Origin of the sequence: Bradyrhizobium sp. SZCCT0148 (assembly GCF_018129985.1) — a bacterium.
GTDB lineage: Bacteria > Pseudomonadota > Alphaproteobacteria > Rhizobiales > Xanthobacteraceae > Bradyrhizobium > Bradyrhizobium japonicum_H.
The window spans coordinates 334,693-349,913 of sequence record NZ_JAFCKT010000006.1; the positions used below are offsets into that span (position 1 = coordinate 334,693).

Genomic DNA, 15,221 nt, shown 5'->3' on the forward strand with positions numbered 1-15,221 from the left:
ACATGGTGCCCCAACCGAGAGCCAAAATACATGGCGCGTGGTTGTGCTCGGGAGTGCAATTGAGGGAGCGGTCAGAAATAAAAAATCGCCCCGCGTGGGCCAGAAAATCGGCGGCCCGCTTCGTGAGAAGCTCAACCCGAAATGCTGGCGAATTTTCGCCGGCATTTCTCCCCCTTGCCGATCACCACACTTGTGCAAGTTAATGAAAGCTTAACTTAAGAAATAAACAGCAACAATCAGGAACTTCGCGACGAGTGAAATTGGAACGGGCGAACATACGCCGCGGAGAAGATCGAGCGTGCTCGCGCGTTGATTGTGTGATGTTAGATTTTTTGGCGGGTAGGCGCGGTTTTGCGCTGGTTTGTTGAACCTTATCCGCCCCATGGGAGACTTAGGCGAGCGCTCGCTTGTCGACATTCCCACCCTTCGGTCGACGAGATCACAGATCCGCTGTCTCTCAACCTTTCGGTTGAGAGACAGCAGCTGGCATCTGCGCGGTAAACGAATGAACGCAGCGCGGGCTTGCCCGAGGCATTCGAAAGCGCCGATCAGGCGCCATGTGGCGCGGATCACCTCGCCTTCCCCGTTGCATTGCACCGACGCGTCCGCGTCCACCGCGGCTCCGCCTCGCGAACTAGACGACCTCGTGATCGGGTCTCGAAGCGGGGTCGCGCCTCGGCGAGGGCGGGGTCGAAATGCTGACGCCTGTCACCTGAATGGATCCAGCAACGATATGAGTTGCCATCGCAGGGATCCTCCTTGGTTCACGCAACAAATCTAGTGCGGCAACCGCGTGAGCCGTGGCCGCCACACCCCGAGAATGATATTGGCCATCGCAATGGCCAAAAACACCCAAAGCGCAGCGCGATGCGTCCCCAATTCACCGGCGAGCGTGGCGGGATCGATGTCTCCGGCCAATGCTCGCGCGCTCTGCTCGGCCTCCTGCTGGAGCGGCCCGACCACGGAGACAAATCCCCATTCGAAAACGAGGACGCCCGTCGCAAGTTTGACCCATGCCCATCCGGCGTTGTGAAACGCCCTGTTCACCGCGATGGCCAACAGCCCGGTCACCAGAGTGAGCCCGAGCGACGGCATGAAGATCCAGGTCGCCACCGCGCCTGTCGCGTTGCTGAGCGGCGCGTATTGCGCGATCGCGTCTGGTGCGGGCGCATAGCCGGCCATGACAAGAAAGCACGCGACTGCGCCGACAAGGCCGATCGCCCCCAGCGTGTGAAGAAACTTCATCAACTTGCGCATGATGGGCCGGCGCTCGCCAAAACCTTGCCTATCGGGCCATCGACCAATTCCCAAGCGCCCGGATCAGTCCCCAGGAGCAGCGGATCAAGCTGCCTTGGCGAGCCCAACCTCTGCCCAAATCTCTGCCAAAGCATGCACCAAATGCTCGATATCGGCATCGGTGTGATGCGGCGACGGTGTGATGCGCAGCCGCTCGGTGCCGCGCGGCACGGTCGGGTAGTTGATCGGCTGCACGTAGATGCCATAGCGGTCGATCAGCACGTCGCTGATCTGCTTGCACAAGACGGGGTCGCAGACCATGACCGGCACGATGTGGCTGGGATTGTCCAGATGTGCGACTCCTGCCTCGTCGAGGCGCCGGCGCAGCCGCGCGACGCGATCCTGATGCCGCTCGCGTTCCGCCGCGCTCGATTTCAGATGGCGAATACTGGTGAGAGCGCCGGCGGCGACCGCGGGCGGCAGCGACGTGGTGAAGATGAAGCCGGAAGCGAAGCTGCGAATGAAATCGCAGATCGTCGCCGATGCCGCGACATAGCCGCCAATGACGCCGAACGCCTTTGCCAGTGTGCCTTCGATCACCGTCAGGCGGTGGCTCACGCCCTCGCGGTCGGCGATGCCGCCCCCCTTTGGTCCGTAAAGGCCGACGCCGTGAACCTCGTCGAGATAGGTCATTGCATTGTGGGCGTCCGCGACGTCGCAGAGTTCGGCGATCGGCGCGATGTCGCCATCCATCGAGTAGACCGACTCGAAGGCCACCAGCTTGGGTGCGTGCGGGTCGAGATCACCGAGCTTGCGCTCGAGATCGCGCGGGTCATTGTGGGCAAAGATACGCGTGTCGCTGCGGCTGTGCCGGATGCCCTCGATCATCGAGGCGTGATTGAGCTCGTCCGACAGGATCGTGCAGCCAGGCATCCGCGACGCCAGTGTGCTCAGCGACGCCATGTTGGAGACATAGCCCGACGTGAACAGGAGCGCGGATTCCTTTCCGTGCAGGTCGGCCAGCTCCTTCTCCAGCAGCACATGATAGTGATTGGTCCCTGCGATGTTGCGGGTGCCGCCGGCCCCGGCGCCACAACTGTCGAGCGCCTCATGCATCGCTTTCAGCACCGCAGGGTGCTGGCCCATGCCGAGATAGTCGTTCGAGCACCAGACGGTGACTTCGCCAGCGCCGCCCGGGTGATGATGTTTTGCGCGGGGAAAGGCGCCTGCCTTGCGTTCGAGATCGGCAAAAACGCGATAGCGGCCTTCACGATGAAGACCTTCGAGTTGCCGGCGAAAATAGGCTTCGTAGTTCATGACGTTCTCCCCTCGGTCGTTGCCGCCGGCTCGGTACGGATGTTAAGAGCCGTGATCAGGCCATCCCTTGCCTGTTGTTCGCGAAAACTCTGGCGAAACTGGTCTTCGAGACGCTGTCGCGCGCAGGCTGCCTGCGACAGCCTGGAAGGCGCCGCATCGGGACGCACATCGGCGAGCACGACGAGATTGGGTGGCGCAGCGGCGGTCTTGGCGTCTCGTTCCTGTTCCATGGTGGTGTCCTCCGGCGGGAAACCCGAGCGCATGCCCCACCCCCACAACGTGATCGCGGGAAGCGGAAGCAGCATGAACCAATGCTCGACAAGGCCGAGCGCAAAGAGCGTCGATACCAGCGTGAGGCCGACGATGTCGAAGGGCGTAACCGCGACTTCGACGATCCGCTGGATCATGATGACCAGAACCGCCGTCGCGACCGTGACGGAGAGCGGAAAGAAGACGCTGACCGGCTTCTTCGCGAAGAACGTCTTCAGGAATTTCACCGCATCCGGCATCAACTCGTCGTTGGTGACTGGAACACCGAGGAAGAGATTGATCTTGGCGGTTTGCCTGAGCAACCAGAGCGAGGCGAACGTCCAGAGACCGACCTGATTGGCGCCGTTCCATGTCAGGGCGACGATGGCCACGCCGCACGAGAGCAGCGCGAACTCGTGATAGAGGATAGCCTGCAACGCGAAACCGAGGCGCGCCCGGCCAACCGCGCTCACTGGGCAGGGCTCCGGCCGCGGCCCGGTCAGCCATCCCGCCAGAAAGGCGATCTCCTGAGCACCCCATAGCAGGATCGTGCAGGTGAAGGCCGTATAGGCGCCGCCAACGCTGGTATCGTCGGCGGTCATCGCAAGGCCGCCGAGCGAGCCGGCGAACAGCCCAACTGCCAGGAAGGCTCGCGACAGCTCGAACCGTCCCGAGCGCGCCACCAGCAAAAGCACGGCCCCGGTGCTGAACCACCATACGAAGGCAGCGTAGATCGGGGGGACCGTGTATGCAGCCATCAACGTCTTCTCCTCACCATGCCGGTTGCAGGCAGATTTCACGCGGCAGCGCATTCGGTTTCACCGGCAGCAGGAACAGCCTTGCGAAGGTCAGCGCAGCCTGGGCCGCAAGGCCTGAGCGCTTCAACCTCGACAGAAAGCCGCCCTGCTCGCGCGTATCCGCAATCGCTTCCGAAATCAGCCGTAGGCGCTCGAGACCGGCGAGGAAGCGCGGGTTTTCGATATCAATCGTGACCGGAAACACCTGCCTTGAAATCTCGGAAGTGATGCGGAACACCCGCATATCGTATTCAGAGGGGTGCATGCCGAGCGCCTCGTGGAAGGCCGGTCGCATGTGATCGCGCACGTACATGGTGGCGAACACAGCGAGCAGGAAGAACCGGATCCAGAGCTTGTTGAAGCCGCGCAGCAGCGAAGGATCGGCGCGCATCAACAGCGCAAAGGCCTCGCCGTGGCGAAACTCGTCATTGCACCACAGTTCGAACCAGCGGAAGATCGGATGGAACTGCCGTTCGGGATGACGCTCCATCTGCCGGTATATCGTTATGTAGCGGGCGTAGCCGATCTTCTCGGACAAATAGGTCGCGTAGAAGATGAACTTGGGACGGAAATAGGTGTACTTCTTCACCTTGGTCAGGAAGCTCAGATCCACCCCGATGCCGTGATCCTTCAGGATTTCGTTGATGAAGCCGGCGTGGCGGGCTTCATCGCGGCTCATGAAGCTGAACAGTTCCTGGATGTCCTTGTTCTTGATCCGCTTCTTGATCTCCGCGTAGAGCACGCAACCCGAAAACTCCGCGGTCAGCGACGAAACCAGGAAATCCTTGAACTCCTTGCGGAGCTCCGGCGGCAGCGATTCAAGGTCGTTCTTGAATTCGTCGGTCTTCACGAAATGCGCCTTGTTGTGATCGGCACGCAGTTCCTTGATGACCGCGTTCCATTCGGACCGCACCAGGCTGACATCGAGGCGATCCATAGCCTCGTAGTCGGTGGTGTAGAAGCGCGGGCTGAGGATGGTGTCCTCGCGCGCCTTGTCGAGACTTTCGCTGCTGCCCTTGATGCCGGGGCGGGTTTGCAGATTGCCGTGGGTGCCGCCTTCCATGTTGATCATGATGCCCTCCCATCCGAGAAGCTGACTTCGTAAAGCTCGGTCAATTCCAGATACCCCTCGATCCGCGCCCACAGCCGGTCGAGCGGGCCGGCGCGGACCACAGTCGCCGTCCGGCGTACGACCAAGCGCTCGCCAAAAGCGACCCCGGTCGGCGCGTCATGAACCATGACCTCGTCGCCGGGCTGGATCGCGATGTCGCCGTCGAGCACGACATGCGCGTGCAATGTCTCCGAGGTCTGCTCGATTTCGACCGTGCAGGGCACGTCGAATGTCTTGCGTGAATTGCTCCAGAACATTGTCATGACGAGCTCCCCTTCAGGCTCATCAGCCGGGCAAATGCTGCCGTATTGGCCGATCCGAAGGCATCAAGATCGATCTGCTTGTTGGTCGAGGTGTCCGTCAGCGTGATCTGGCCGTTGACGAAACGGGTTACGCGAAATGGCGGTTGCTTGCCGATGTCGCCGAGCTTGCGTTCCCGCGCGAGACCGCGCAGCACGACGCGAATGAAGCCGTTGCTGCCCGGCGCCAGCGTATCCACCAATTGCCGGCTACCGGCATCGTACACCAACACCGCGCCGTTGTTGCCGTCCTCGAACTGGAAGTCGCGGCTCTCGACAACCGCCGGCAGTGACATGTGGACGCCGCCAATGCCCGTCAGACGCGCCGTCGTCACCGTCGCGAGCGAAAACAGCACGAGGGCCGCAGCCGCGATGATTCCGCCTTTGGGAACGACGGGCTCCTGGATGGCCTCGCTCATGAGCGTTCTCCGTTCAGGCGGCCGCGGTCGACGGCGAATTGGCCGTTGCGCCCGAGAGCAGGTTGCGATTGGCGGTTGCCGACAGCGCGACGGCCGCCGGGGCGGGCTGGCCGCCCAATGCCTCGGAGAGCTTGGCCGCGACGATCGCGGCGTCCGGCAACGCGCACAGCATCGGCTCGGGCTCGCGCAGCCGCCACGGGCGGATGTGCGGCCACAGCAGCAGGTACGAGACGCGCGTGCTGTCGGACACACCGAGCGGAATGTCGCCCGAGCCGTCGCGATGGATCTTCAGCGCGGCGTTGGTGATCTTGCTCAGCGGAACGTTCATGGTCATCGGCAGCGCGACACCGAACTGGAACAGGACGCGCTTGCTGGTGATGGTGTAGCAGGCCGCCCGGCGGAACAACCATGCGAGTCCCGCCAGCACGGTGATGGCGCTGATCGCAGGAGCGATCAGCCACAGCGCAGAAATCGCGGCGTCGCGTGCTGGCATGCCGTTCGACCAGTTCGACCACAGTCGCCAGGCCAGCAGGACGCCGAAATAGATCGCAACCTCGCGGATGTGGAACGACCGCAGCGCCAGCCCCTTGAAGCCGGGCTTGCCCTGCCAAATCACGCGCTCGCCGACCGGCAGCGGTGCCGGCAGCTCGGCGGACTTCGCACTCTCGAACTGCTGATGATCCTGTTTCACAGCAGCGGCTCCTGTCGTGCCGGCGTGGCGTAGAGAGTGCCTGCGCCGAAATATCCAACGATGCGATCTTCCTCGAGCTTGGTCACCTGATCGAGGCTCTTCGTGGCCGGCACGTCGGCAAACTGGCTGCCGAGGATGGAGTCGACCCAGACCCGGCTGCGGTAGCCGTCGATCTTGGCGAAGGGCATCGGCAACAGCACGCGCCTCGCCCCACCCGGCGTCGTGACCTCGACTTCAAGGTAGCGGATCAGCGCCTCGGCCCGATCGACCCAGACATCGGTGACGATGCCGCCCATTTCACTGTCCGCGCCGTTCACCCGCATGCCGCGCGGATCGGGATCGCGGGACTCGAGATAGGTGCCTTCCGCAAGCCGCAACGGAACGATGCAGGGGATATTCTCCATCGTAAGTTCGGGAACGTCCTCGCGATTGGCGTAGGACCCCGGCCCGACTCCATCGAGCATCGGGTTGCCGGTCGGCTCCGCCGGGGCGCCCGGCCACACCGCGATCGGCGCCAGCGCGACGTCGGGGCGATCGTTTTTGTGGTTCGGAAGCGTCGCGGTGTGTCCGTCCCGCAGGAGATACGTCTTGGAATCCGGCATGCGAGGGAAGCCGTGCGCGACTCCGCCGTTGATCCCCGTCGATTCGAGCGGATAACCTTCGCGCTTGTCTTCGCGGCGAAGATAGAAGATCAGGCCGGCGAAGAAGATCCAGAAGACGTAAAGGGTGACCTGTGCCAGGTCCAGGTATGAGTCGGGCTGCATGGGCGACCTCCCTATCGTTGACTAGCCTGGAAATTCTGCCAGGCCGAACTTCGTGGATGGCTGCGGAAAGTTCGCGCGTGCGGAGCGCACGAGCGGGCCGATCGCAACCAGTGTGGCGAACAGAAAGGCAATTTCGATGTGGTAGACGACGCTGTACCCAATCGACGGACCTGTCAGCGCGCGGCCGAGCGCGCCGCTCGACGCGAGCGACGTCACGGCATCGCGGATGCCGCCGCCGAGCGCGATTCCGCCACCGGCAGCGGTCGCCTGCACGGCACCCCAGGTGCCCAGCGCCAACCCGCTTTCACCGTCACGCGCCAGCGCCATCGCCGCGGTCAGCGTTCCCGCCGCAAATAGCCCGCCGCCAAAGCCGATCAACGCGGTGCCGACGCGAAAGAGCAGCACGGAGCCCAGCGGCGCGGCGAAGATCACCGCGGCGAACGCGAACACTCCCGCCACCGCGCCAAAACCGGCGATGCGGTAGGGATCGGCGTTGCGTCCCAGCGTCCTTGCGGCCAAGCCAAATCCCGCCAGCGTACCGAGCGCGAAGAACGCCGTGAGCGCCGTGGTCTGCCCGACGGTCAGCTTGAGTATTTCGGCGCCGTAAGGCTCGAGCAGAATATCCTGCATCGAGAATGCCGAGGTGCCGAGCGCCACCGCCACGAGGACGCGGACCGAGCCGCCGGCGTTGCGGAACTTGGCCCAAGAGTGCTGGAATTCAGGCCGCTCGCGCGCAGCTGACGTCAGCGCCGGATTGCGCGCTTCCTGCTTCCACAAGGCGGCAATGTTGAGCAGCAATTGCGTGACGGCGACGCCTTGGATCACCTGGATCAGGCGTATTTCGTTGAAGTTGCGCAAAAGCTCGCTGAAGATCAGCGCGCTGCCGGCCATTCCGAACAGCAGCATAACATAGAGGAAGGCCACCACGCGCGGCCGCGCATCAGCCGGCGCCAAATCGGTCGCGAGCGCGAGGCCCGCCGTCTGCGCCGTGTGCATGCCGGCGCCGACCAGCAGGAAGGCGAGCGCCGCGCCGAATTGTCCGTAAACTGCGGGATACTCGCCCGTGCCTGACAGAACCAGTAGTGCAAACGGCAGGATCGCGAAGCCGCCGAACTGGATCAGCGTTCCCATCCAGATATAGGGCACCCTGCGCCAGCCCAGCACCGAGCGATGATTGTCGGACTTGAAGCCGATCAGGACGCGGAATGGCGCGAATACGAGCGGGATCGACACCATTAGCGAGACCAAAAGCGTGGAGACGCCCAGCTCGACGATCATCACCCGGTTTAGAGTGCCGTTCAGCAGCACGATCGAGATGCCGGTCGACACCTGGAACAACGACAGACGCAGCAACCGCCCGAGCGGAAGCTCCGTCGTTGCCGCGTCGGCAAAGGGAAGGAAGCGCGTCCCAAGCCGCATCCACCCTTTTGCCAATGTTGACGAGATCCGGGTCATCGGGGCGTCATCTCCAAAGCTTGCGACTTGTAGAATCCGCTGGCGACGCGATGGCTACGGCCGAGCTGCCATCGCTCAAGCCCTTCCTCCGACATCAGTAACCGTCGCAATTTCTGCTCACCCACCGGCTCGATCGCCGGTGCGCGATCTCCACGCGGGAAGAACCGGCCGACGGCGTGCATCGCAGCCAGCGCCGGTGTCTTCGGCGCGAACGTCACCAGCAGGGCTTCGGAGGTCCGGTTCGCCAAGCCGGCCATGATCCGGCAGGTGTCCGCCGGGCGATAATGGATCAGCGAATCCATCGCGACCACGAAGTCGAACTTGCCAAGCTTCGGGTCGAGCATATCGCCGGACCGAAATTCGATGGTCGAGGAATCGAGGTCCGACGGCAGCCGCTCGCGCGCCACCGACACCAGCGTTGGAGACAGGTCGATCGCGACCACCCGGGCGCCGCGCCGCGCGGCCTCGATCGACAACGCACCGGTGCCGCAGCCGGCATCGAGCAATCGCGCACCGCTCATGTTCTGCGGCAGCCACGAGAGCAGCGTGTTGCGCATCTCGTCGCGCCCGGCGCGCACGGTGGCCCTGATGCGACCGACCGGCGCATCCGACGTCAGTTTGGCCCAGGCATCGACCGCGGTCCGGTCGAAATAAGTCTGAAGCTCGCCGCGCCGTTCAAGATAGGTTGCAATGGACATCAGTCGAACCCCAGCAGATCGAAGATTTCACGGTCCTTCAGCGATTTTCCCGGCAACGGCTCGATCGTTCCGGCCCAGAGCTCGGCGGCGAGCCGCATGTATTCATCGGTGACCGCCTTCAATTCAGGCGTCTCGTCCATTTCGAACAACGTCGATTTCTTCAGCCGACTCTTGCGGATGACGTCGAGGTCCGGAAAATGCGCCACGCGCTTCAAGCCGGCCTGCTCGGCATAGCGGTCGATCTGGTCGGTATCCTTGCTGCGGTTGGCAATGACGCCGCCGAGCCGGACGCCGTAGTTCTTCGACTTGGCCTCGATCGCGGCGACGATGCGGTTCATCGCGAAGATCGAGTCGAAATCATTGGCGGCGACGATCAGCGCGCGGTCGGAGTGTTGCAGGGGTGCCGCAAAGCCGCCGCAGACGACATCGCCGAGCACGTCGAAGATCACCACGTCGGTGTCCTCGAGCAGATGGTGCTCCTTCAAGAGTTTCACGGTCTGGCCGACGACGTAGCCGCCGCAACCGGTTCCGGCCGGCGGCCCACCCGCCTCCAGGCACATCACGCCGTTGTAGCCTTCGAACACGAAGTCTTCCGGCCGCAGCTCCTCGGCATGGAAGTTCACGGATTCCAGCACGTCGATCACGGTCGGGACCAAGCGTTTGGTCAACGTGAAGGTCGAATCGTGCTTGGGATCGCAGCCGATCTGCAACACGCGCTTGCCGAGTTTGGAGAATGCGACCGACAGGTTCGACGATGTCGTGCTCTTGCCGATGCCGCCTTTGCCGTAGACCGAGAACACCTTTGCGGTGCCTATCTTGAGCTTGGGATCGAGCTGAACCTGCACGCTTCCCTCGCCGTCGCCGCAGCAGGACGGGCTCTTGAGCGACGATGGTTTGGTTTGAATGTTCATGCGGCAACTCCCACGCCTTCAAGGCGGTCTTCGAGCTCTTCGCCTGCCCTGCGCAGGACATCGAGCATCTCAGGATCGGGCGACCAGTATTTGCGTTCGTGAGCTTCGATCAGGCGGTTGGCGACCTTTGCGGAGGCGACGGGATTGAGCGAGGCCAGGCGCTCGCGCATTTCGGGATCGAGCATGAAGGTCTCGGTCAGCTGCCGGTACACCCAGGGCGCGACCTCGCCCGTCGTCGCCGACCAGCCCATGGTGTTGGTGACATGCTCTTCGATCTGGCGAACGCCCTCGTAGCCGTGCTTGAGCATGCCCTCGTACCATTTCGGATTGAGCATCCGGGTGCGGGTTTCCAGCGCGACCTGCTCCGACAGCGTCCGGACCGTGCCCGCGCCCCGGGTCTGATCGCCGATATAGACCGGCGCCGACTGGCCACCTTTGGCCAACCGCACGGCGCGGCTGATGCCGCCGAGCGTGTCGAAATAATGATCCACGGTCGTCACGCCGAGCTCGACCGAGTCGAGGTTCTGGTAGGCGAGATCGACGGTGGCGAGCGCGTTCTTCAACAGTGCCGTCTGCTGTACAGGCTGACCCTTGAGGCCATAGGCAAAGCTCTTGCGGCGGGTGTAGGTCTCGGCGAGTTCGTCCTCGTCCTCCCAACGACCATTTTCGACCAGATGGTTGACGTTCGAACCGTAGGCGCCGTCGGCGTTGCCGAATACGCGCAGGGACGCGGTCTCGAGATCGCAATGATTTGCGGCCTGGTAGGCGAGAGCGTGCTTGCGAACGAAATTCTGCTCGACCGGCTCGTCGGCGGACGCGGCCAGGAAGCAGGCTTCGGCCAGCAGCTTGATCTGCAACGGCAGCAGGTCGCGGAAGATGCCGGACATGGTGATGATGACGTCGATCCGCGGCCGGTTGAGCTGATCGAGCGGGATCAGCTCAGCACCGGTCAGGCGACCGTAGCCGTCGAAGCGCGGCTTTGCGCCGAGCAAGGCCAGCGCCTGCCCGATCGGCGCGCCCTCGTTCTTGAGGTTGTCGGTGCCCCACAGCACGATCGCGACCGATTCCGGAATCCCGTGTCCTTCGCCGGCATGCTTTTCGATCAGACGCTGTGCCTGGTGAGCTCCGTCCTGCACCGCAAAGGCGCTGGGAATACGGAACGGATCGAAGCCATGGAGATTGCGCCCGGTCGGCAGGATGGCCGGCGTGCGCAGAAGATCGCCGCCCGGCGCGGGACGAACGAACCTGCCGTCCAGGGCACGAAGGATTGCAGGCAGTTCATGATCCTGCTCGAGGATGCGATCGATGCCGGCCAATTCCATGTAGAGGGTAAGCGCGGCATCATCCCTCGCGGCCAGTGTTTCGGGCGCCCCGCCCCTCACCAGCGCTTCGAGGATCGATTTGTCGGGACGCGCGCCGTGCGAGGCATCCGCCACCGCCTGCAGCATTTCGACCCGCTGTTCGACCGACGGCGTTTCACCGACGACATGCAAGCCATGCGGGATCAGGGTGTATTCGAGCTCCAGCACGGCTTCCGACAATTTGCCGACCGCGGTGGCCGGATCCATCCAGGCGGGGGCCGTTTCGGTCAGTTCCAGCGCACTGGCCTGGGCCTGAATCAACGTCGCGAGATCGCCGCGCTCCGCATCGTCATCCGGAGCAAGGGCACGCCAACGCCCGATCGAGCCCTTCAGCTCGACCAGACCCTTGTAGAGCCCGGCATGGGCGACCGGCGGCGTCAGATAGCTGATCAGCGTCGCGGCCGAACGGCGCTTCGCGATCGTGCCTTCGGACGGGTTATTGGAGGCATAGAGATAGAGGTTCGGCAGGTCGCCGATCATGCGGTCCGGCCAGCAAGCGCCAGAAAGCCCCGCCTGTTTACCGGGCATGAATTCTAGCGCGCCGTGGGTTCCGAAATGCAGGACAGCGCCAGCGCCAAAATCCTCGCGCAGCCAGCGATAGAATGCCGAGAAGGCATGCGTCGGCGCAAAGCCCTTCTCGAACAACAGCCGCATCGGATCGCCTTCATATCCGAACGCGGGCTGGATCCCGACGAAGACGTTGCCGAAGCGCTCGCCGAGCACGAAGATCGAGCTGCCATCGCTCTGTTGCTTGCCCGGCGCCGGCCCCCATTGCGCCTCGATCTGCCGCAACCATGCTTCGCGACGAACATGATCGCCGGCCGGAATTCTGGCGTGGACGTTGGCATCGGCGCCGAAGCGAGTGGCGTTGCCGACCACGATGCGCTCCCGCAACGCGTCGACACTTTCGGGCACCTCGACCTGATAGCCCTCGCGCTGCATGGCGGAGAGTGTCCGATGCAGGGATTCGAACACCGACAGAAACGCCGCGGTACCGGTGTTGCCGGCATTCGGCGGGAAATTGAACAGGACGATCGCGACCTTGCGATCCCGCCGTTCCGAGCGGCGCGTCGCGACCAGGCGGGCCGTGCGCGCCGCCAGCATGTCGGCGCGTTCGCTGCACACATGCATTTCGCCTCCGGTCTCGGCCGGTACGAAAACACAGGCACGCTCGCAGCCGGTGCAGGGAACGCCAGCCCCGTCGGAGCGGCCGCCATAGACCATCGGTCCCGCCGCACCGTCCAGCTCGGGGATCGCCACCATGATGGTGCTCTCGACCGGCATCAGACCGCGATCCGAAGCTCCCCATTGTTCCAGCGTCTGAAATTCGACGGGATGCGCCGACAGATAGGGGACGTCGAGTTGAGCCAAAATGTCCTGGGCCGCCCGGGAGTCGTTGTAGGCGGGACCACCGACCAGCGAGAAGCCGGTGAGCGAGACCACCGCGTCGACAACGCTGCTTCCGTCTTTCATGAAGAAGCGTTCGATCGCCGGGCGCTGATCCAGCCCGCTGGCGAAGGCTGGGATCACGCGCAACCCCTTTGCCTCGAATGCAGCGATGACGCCGTCATAGTGACCGGCATTTCCGGCGAGCAGATAGGAGCGCAACAACAGGAGCCCAACGGTGCCGCGCTCGCCGGCCAGGACGGGCAGTCGATCTGCGCTATCGGCGATGCGACCCTTGAGGCGCGGATGATAGACACCGATGTCGGCATAGTCGACCGGCGCCTCGGCCTTGACGATGCCACGCAGGCCGCGACGCGGACCATCCGCGTAACGGTCGACCAGCAGGCGGATCATGTTGGCGATGTTCTGCTCGGAACCGGCCAGCCAGTATTGCAAAGTGAGGAAATAGGCGCGCATATCCTGCGCGGTGCCGGGGATGAAGCGCAGCAGCTTGGGCAGCTGCCGCAGCATCTTCATCTCGCCCTTGCCGCCGGGGCTACCTTTGCGATTGCCGCGCAGCTTTTTCAGCCATGCGATGGCGCCGAGCGCCTCGCCGCTCATGTCGAACCTGCCGACGCGCGTGAGTTTGACGATCTCGGCCGCCGACATGCAGCAAATCATCGCGTCGCAATCATTGCGCCGGGCAACGAGTGCCGGCATCACGAGGCGAACATGGTCGTCGAGAAACAGCATGGTGGCGATCACGATGTCGCCGCGGGCGATGTCGGCCTTGCAACGATCGAGCGCTGCATCGTCGGTACCCCATTCGTCTGCGGAATGGACCGCGAGCGTCAGCCCGGGGAAATGCCCCCTCAACACCCTCTCGGCCCGAGCGGCCGCGCCGGACAGATGACTGTCCATGGTCACGACGACGACCTTCAGAGCCGTCGCGTCAGCGGGCGTAATGCGCTTTGGCATCGTAGAGTGTCTCAATGGTTATGGTGGCAACGCCATTTTCATTGGCGAAACGTTCGGTGTTCCGGCGCGCCTTGCCGCGAACGAAGAATGGAATCTTGTAAAGCTCTTTCTCGGCATCGGCCGCCCAGGTCACGCCGGCCAGTGTTGCCGCCGGAACCAGCTCGACCGGCCGAACCGGCTTTGCGGCATCGGCCGCCTGATGGCCCGCGCCAAGATGCGACGGCACAGCACCGTCCATGAACTCAAAATCATCCTTGAACATCGCCAGCAGATGCTCTTCGAGGCCCATCATCAGCGGATGCACCCAGGTATCGAAGATGACGTTGGCGCCCTCGAACCCCATCTGCGGTGCATAGCGTGCCGGAAAGTCCTGCACATGCACCGGCGCCGAGATCACGGCGCAGGGAACGCCAAGGCGCTTGGCGATATGCCGCTCCATCTGCGTCCCCAGCACCAGCTCGGGCTGCAGCTCCGCGACCTTCGCCTCGACCTCCAGATAGTCGTCGGTGATCAGTGGCTCGACGTCATAGCGCTTTGCCGCGTCGCGGATTTCGCGGCCGAACTCGCGGCTGTAGGTGCCGAGACCGACGACCTTGAAGCCGAGTTCGTCGGATGCAATGCGTGCGGCGGCAACGGCATGGGTGGCGTCGCCAAAGATAAAGACACGCTTGCCGGTCAGATAGGTCGAGTCGACCGAACGCGAGTACCACGGCAGCCGGGTAGAGGCCGAAGCCAGCGTCGCCGACGCATCGACACCGGCGAGCTTCGCGACCTCTGCGACGAATTCGCGGGTGGCCGAGACGCCGATCGGAACGGTTTTGGTGAAGGGCTGACCGAAAGTCCGTTGCAGCCATGAGGCGGCCTGGCCTGCGATTTCGGGATAGAGCACCACATTGAAGTCGGCCTCGCCTAGTCTTGCGATATCGGCCGGGTTCGCGCCCATCGGAGCGGTGACATTCACGTCGACGCCGAGCTTTGTCAGCAGCGATGTGATCTCGACAATATCGTCGCGATGCCGGAAGCCGAGCGCGGTCGGGCCAAGCAGATTGCAGCGGGCACGCACGCCGGCTGCGCGCTCAGGGCGCGATGCTCCCGGCGCCGGCGCCGAGGGCCCTGCGAGCGCGCGCACCAGTTGATAGAATGTTTCGGCCGCGCCCCAATTTTCCTTGCGCTGATAGGCCGGCAGATCGACGGCCACGACAGGGATCGGGAGATCGAGCGCACGCGCGAGACCACCGGGGTCGTCCTGGATGAGCGACCCGGTACAGGACGCGCCGACCAGCATCGCCTGCGGCTGGAAGCGATCAAAGGCATTCTGCGCTGCCGCCTTGAAGAGTTCGGCGGTATCGCCGCCGAGATCTCGCGCGGAGAACGTGGTGTAGGTCACGGGCGGTCGCCGGTCGCGACGTTCGATCATCGTGAACAGCAGATCCGCATAGGTATCCCCCTGCGGAGCATGGAGGACGTAATGCAGGCCTTCCATCCCGGTGGCGACGCGCATTGCGCCGACATGGGGAGGTCCTTCATATGTCCACACGGTGAGCTGCAT

13 protein-coding genes are annotated in these 15,221 nt (G+C 63.6%); all 13 read right to left on the reverse strand.

Features of this window, described 5'->3' with window-relative positions:
• Nucleotides 1-777 precede the first annotated feature (777 nt).
• The 13 genes from JQ580_RS20540 to bchB all read right to left on the reverse strand — a co-directional run bounded on the left by JQ580_RS20540 (nucleotide 778) and on the right by bchB (nucleotide 15,221).
• On the reverse strand, nucleotides 778-1,257 hold the full coding sequence (locus JQ580_RS20540; RefSeq protein ID WP_212282033.1) for a hypothetical protein: 480 nt from the start codon (nucleotides 1,255-1,257) through the stop codon (nucleotides 778-780).
• Nucleotides 1,258-1,341: 84 nt separating this feature from the next.
• Complete coding sequence (hemA, locus tag JQ580_RS20545; protein WP_212282034.1) at nucleotides 1,342-2,553, reverse strand: 5-aminolevulinate synthase; 1,212 nt, start codon at nucleotides 2,551-2,553, stop codon at nucleotides 1,342-1,344.
• Nucleotides 2,550-3,560: a putative photosynthetic complex assembly protein PuhE gene (gene puhE, locus JQ580_RS20550; RefSeq protein WP_212282035.1), complete on the reverse strand. Its 1,011-nt coding sequence runs from the start codon at nucleotides 3,558-3,560 to the stop codon at nucleotides 2,550-2,552. Before puhE ends, hemA begins: the two co-directional genes overlap by 4 nt.
• A 13-nt stretch (nucleotides 3,561-3,573) precedes the next feature.
• Complete coding sequence (gene acsF / locus JQ580_RS20555; protein ID WP_212282036.1) at nucleotides 3,574-4,671, reverse strand: magnesium-protoporphyrin IX monomethyl ester (oxidative) cyclase; 1,098 nt, start codon at nucleotides 4,669-4,671, stop codon at nucleotides 3,574-3,576.
• On the reverse strand, nucleotides 4,668-4,973 hold the full coding sequence (locus JQ580_RS20560) for a hypothetical protein (RefSeq protein ID WP_212282037.1): 306 nt from the start codon (nucleotides 4,971-4,973) through the stop codon (nucleotides 4,668-4,670). Before JQ580_RS20560 ends, acsF begins: the two co-directional genes overlap by 4 nt.
• Complete coding sequence (gene puhC, locus JQ580_RS20565) at nucleotides 4,970-5,428, reverse strand: photosynthetic complex assembly protein PuhC (RefSeq protein ID WP_212282038.1); 459 nt, start codon at nucleotides 5,426-5,428, stop codon at nucleotides 4,970-4,972. Before puhC ends, JQ580_RS20560 begins: the two co-directional genes overlap by 4 nt.
• Before the next feature lie 13 nt (nucleotides 5,429-5,441).
• Nucleotides 5,442-6,119 (reverse strand): photosynthetic complex putative assembly protein PuhB, encoded by a 678-nt coding sequence (puhB, locus tag JQ580_RS20570; RefSeq protein WP_212282039.1) that lies wholly within the window; start codon nucleotides 6,117-6,119, stop codon nucleotides 5,442-5,444.
• A complete protein-coding gene (gene puhA / locus JQ580_RS20575) occupies nucleotides 6,116-6,883 on the reverse strand; it encodes a photosynthetic reaction center subunit H (protein ID WP_212282040.1) in 768 nt (255 codons plus the stop codon). The genes puhB and puhA overlap by 4 nt, the downstream gene beginning before the upstream one ends.
• Before the next feature lie 21 nt (nucleotides 6,884-6,904).
• A complete protein-coding gene (locus tag JQ580_RS20580; RefSeq protein WP_212282041.1) occupies nucleotides 6,905-8,338 on the reverse strand; it encodes an MFS transporter in 1,434 nt (477 codons plus the stop codon).
• A complete protein-coding gene (bchM, locus tag JQ580_RS20585) occupies nucleotides 8,335-9,036 on the reverse strand; it encodes a magnesium protoporphyrin IX methyltransferase (RefSeq protein ID WP_212282042.1) in 702 nt (233 codons plus the stop codon). Before bchM ends, JQ580_RS20580 begins: the two co-directional genes overlap by 4 nt.
• Nucleotides 9,036-9,947 (reverse strand): ferredoxin:protochlorophyllide reductase (ATP-dependent) iron-sulfur ATP-binding protein, encoded by a 912-nt coding sequence (gene bchL, locus JQ580_RS20590; protein WP_212282043.1) that lies wholly within the window; start codon nucleotides 9,945-9,947, stop codon nucleotides 9,036-9,038. Before bchL ends, bchM begins: the two co-directional genes overlap by 1 nt.
• Nucleotides 9,944-13,672: a magnesium chelatase subunit H gene (locus JQ580_RS20595; RefSeq protein ID WP_212282044.1), complete on the reverse strand. Its 3,729-nt coding sequence runs from the start codon at nucleotides 13,670-13,672 to the stop codon at nucleotides 9,944-9,946. Before JQ580_RS20595 ends, bchL begins: the two co-directional genes overlap by 4 nt.
• A complete protein-coding gene (gene bchB / locus JQ580_RS20600; RefSeq protein WP_212282045.1) occupies nucleotides 13,647-15,221 on the reverse strand; it encodes a ferredoxin:protochlorophyllide reductase (ATP-dependent) subunit B in 1,575 nt (524 codons plus the stop codon). The genes JQ580_RS20595 and bchB overlap by 26 nt, the downstream gene beginning before the upstream one ends.

Bases quoted from the DNA above. Each gene is read 5' to 3' on its own strand.
- JQ580_RS20595 (WP_212282044.1), bottom strand. From the start codon at position 13,672: ATGCCAAAGCGCATTACGCCCGCTGACGCGACGGCTCTGAAGGTCGTC.
- acsF (WP_212282036.1), bottom strand. From the start codon at position 4,671: ATGATCAACATGGAAGGCGGCACCCACGGCAATCTGCAAACCCGCCCC.
- puhC (WP_212282038.1), bottom strand. From the start codon at position 5,428: ATGAGCGAGGCCATCCAGGAGCCCGTCGTTCCCAAAGGCGGAATCATC.
- puhA (WP_212282040.1), bottom strand. From the start codon at position 6,883: ATGCAGCCCGACTCATACCTGGACCTGGCACAGGTCACCCTTTACGTC.
- JQ580_RS20580 (WP_212282041.1), bottom strand. From the start codon at position 8,338: ATGACCCGGATCTCGTCAACATTGGCAAAAGGGTGGATGCGGCTTGGG.
- puhE (WP_212282035.1), bottom strand. From the start codon at position 3,560: ATGGCTGCATACACGGTCCCCCCGATCTACGCTGCCTTCGTATGGTGG.
- bchB (WP_212282045.1), bottom strand. From the start codon at position 15,221: ATGCAGCTCACCGTGTGGACATATGAAGGACCTCCCCATGTCGGCGCA.
- bchL (WP_212282043.1), bottom strand. From the start codon at position 9,947: ATGAACATTCAAACCAAACCATCGTCGCTCAAGAGCCCGTCCTGCTGC.
- JQ580_RS20540 (WP_212282033.1), bottom strand. From the start codon at position 1,257: ATGCGCAAGTTGATGAAGTTTCTTCACACGCTGGGGGCGATCGGCCTT.
- hemA (WP_212282034.1), bottom strand. From the start codon at position 2,553: ATGAACTACGAAGCCTATTTTCGCCGGCAACTCGAAGGTCTTCATCGT.
- bchM (WP_212282042.1), bottom strand. From the start codon at position 9,036: ATGTCCATTGCAACCTATCTTGAACGGCGCGGCGAGCTTCAGACTTAT.
- JQ580_RS20560 (WP_212282037.1), bottom strand. From the start codon at position 4,973: ATGACAATGTTCTGGAGCAATTCACGCAAGACATTCGACGTGCCCTGC.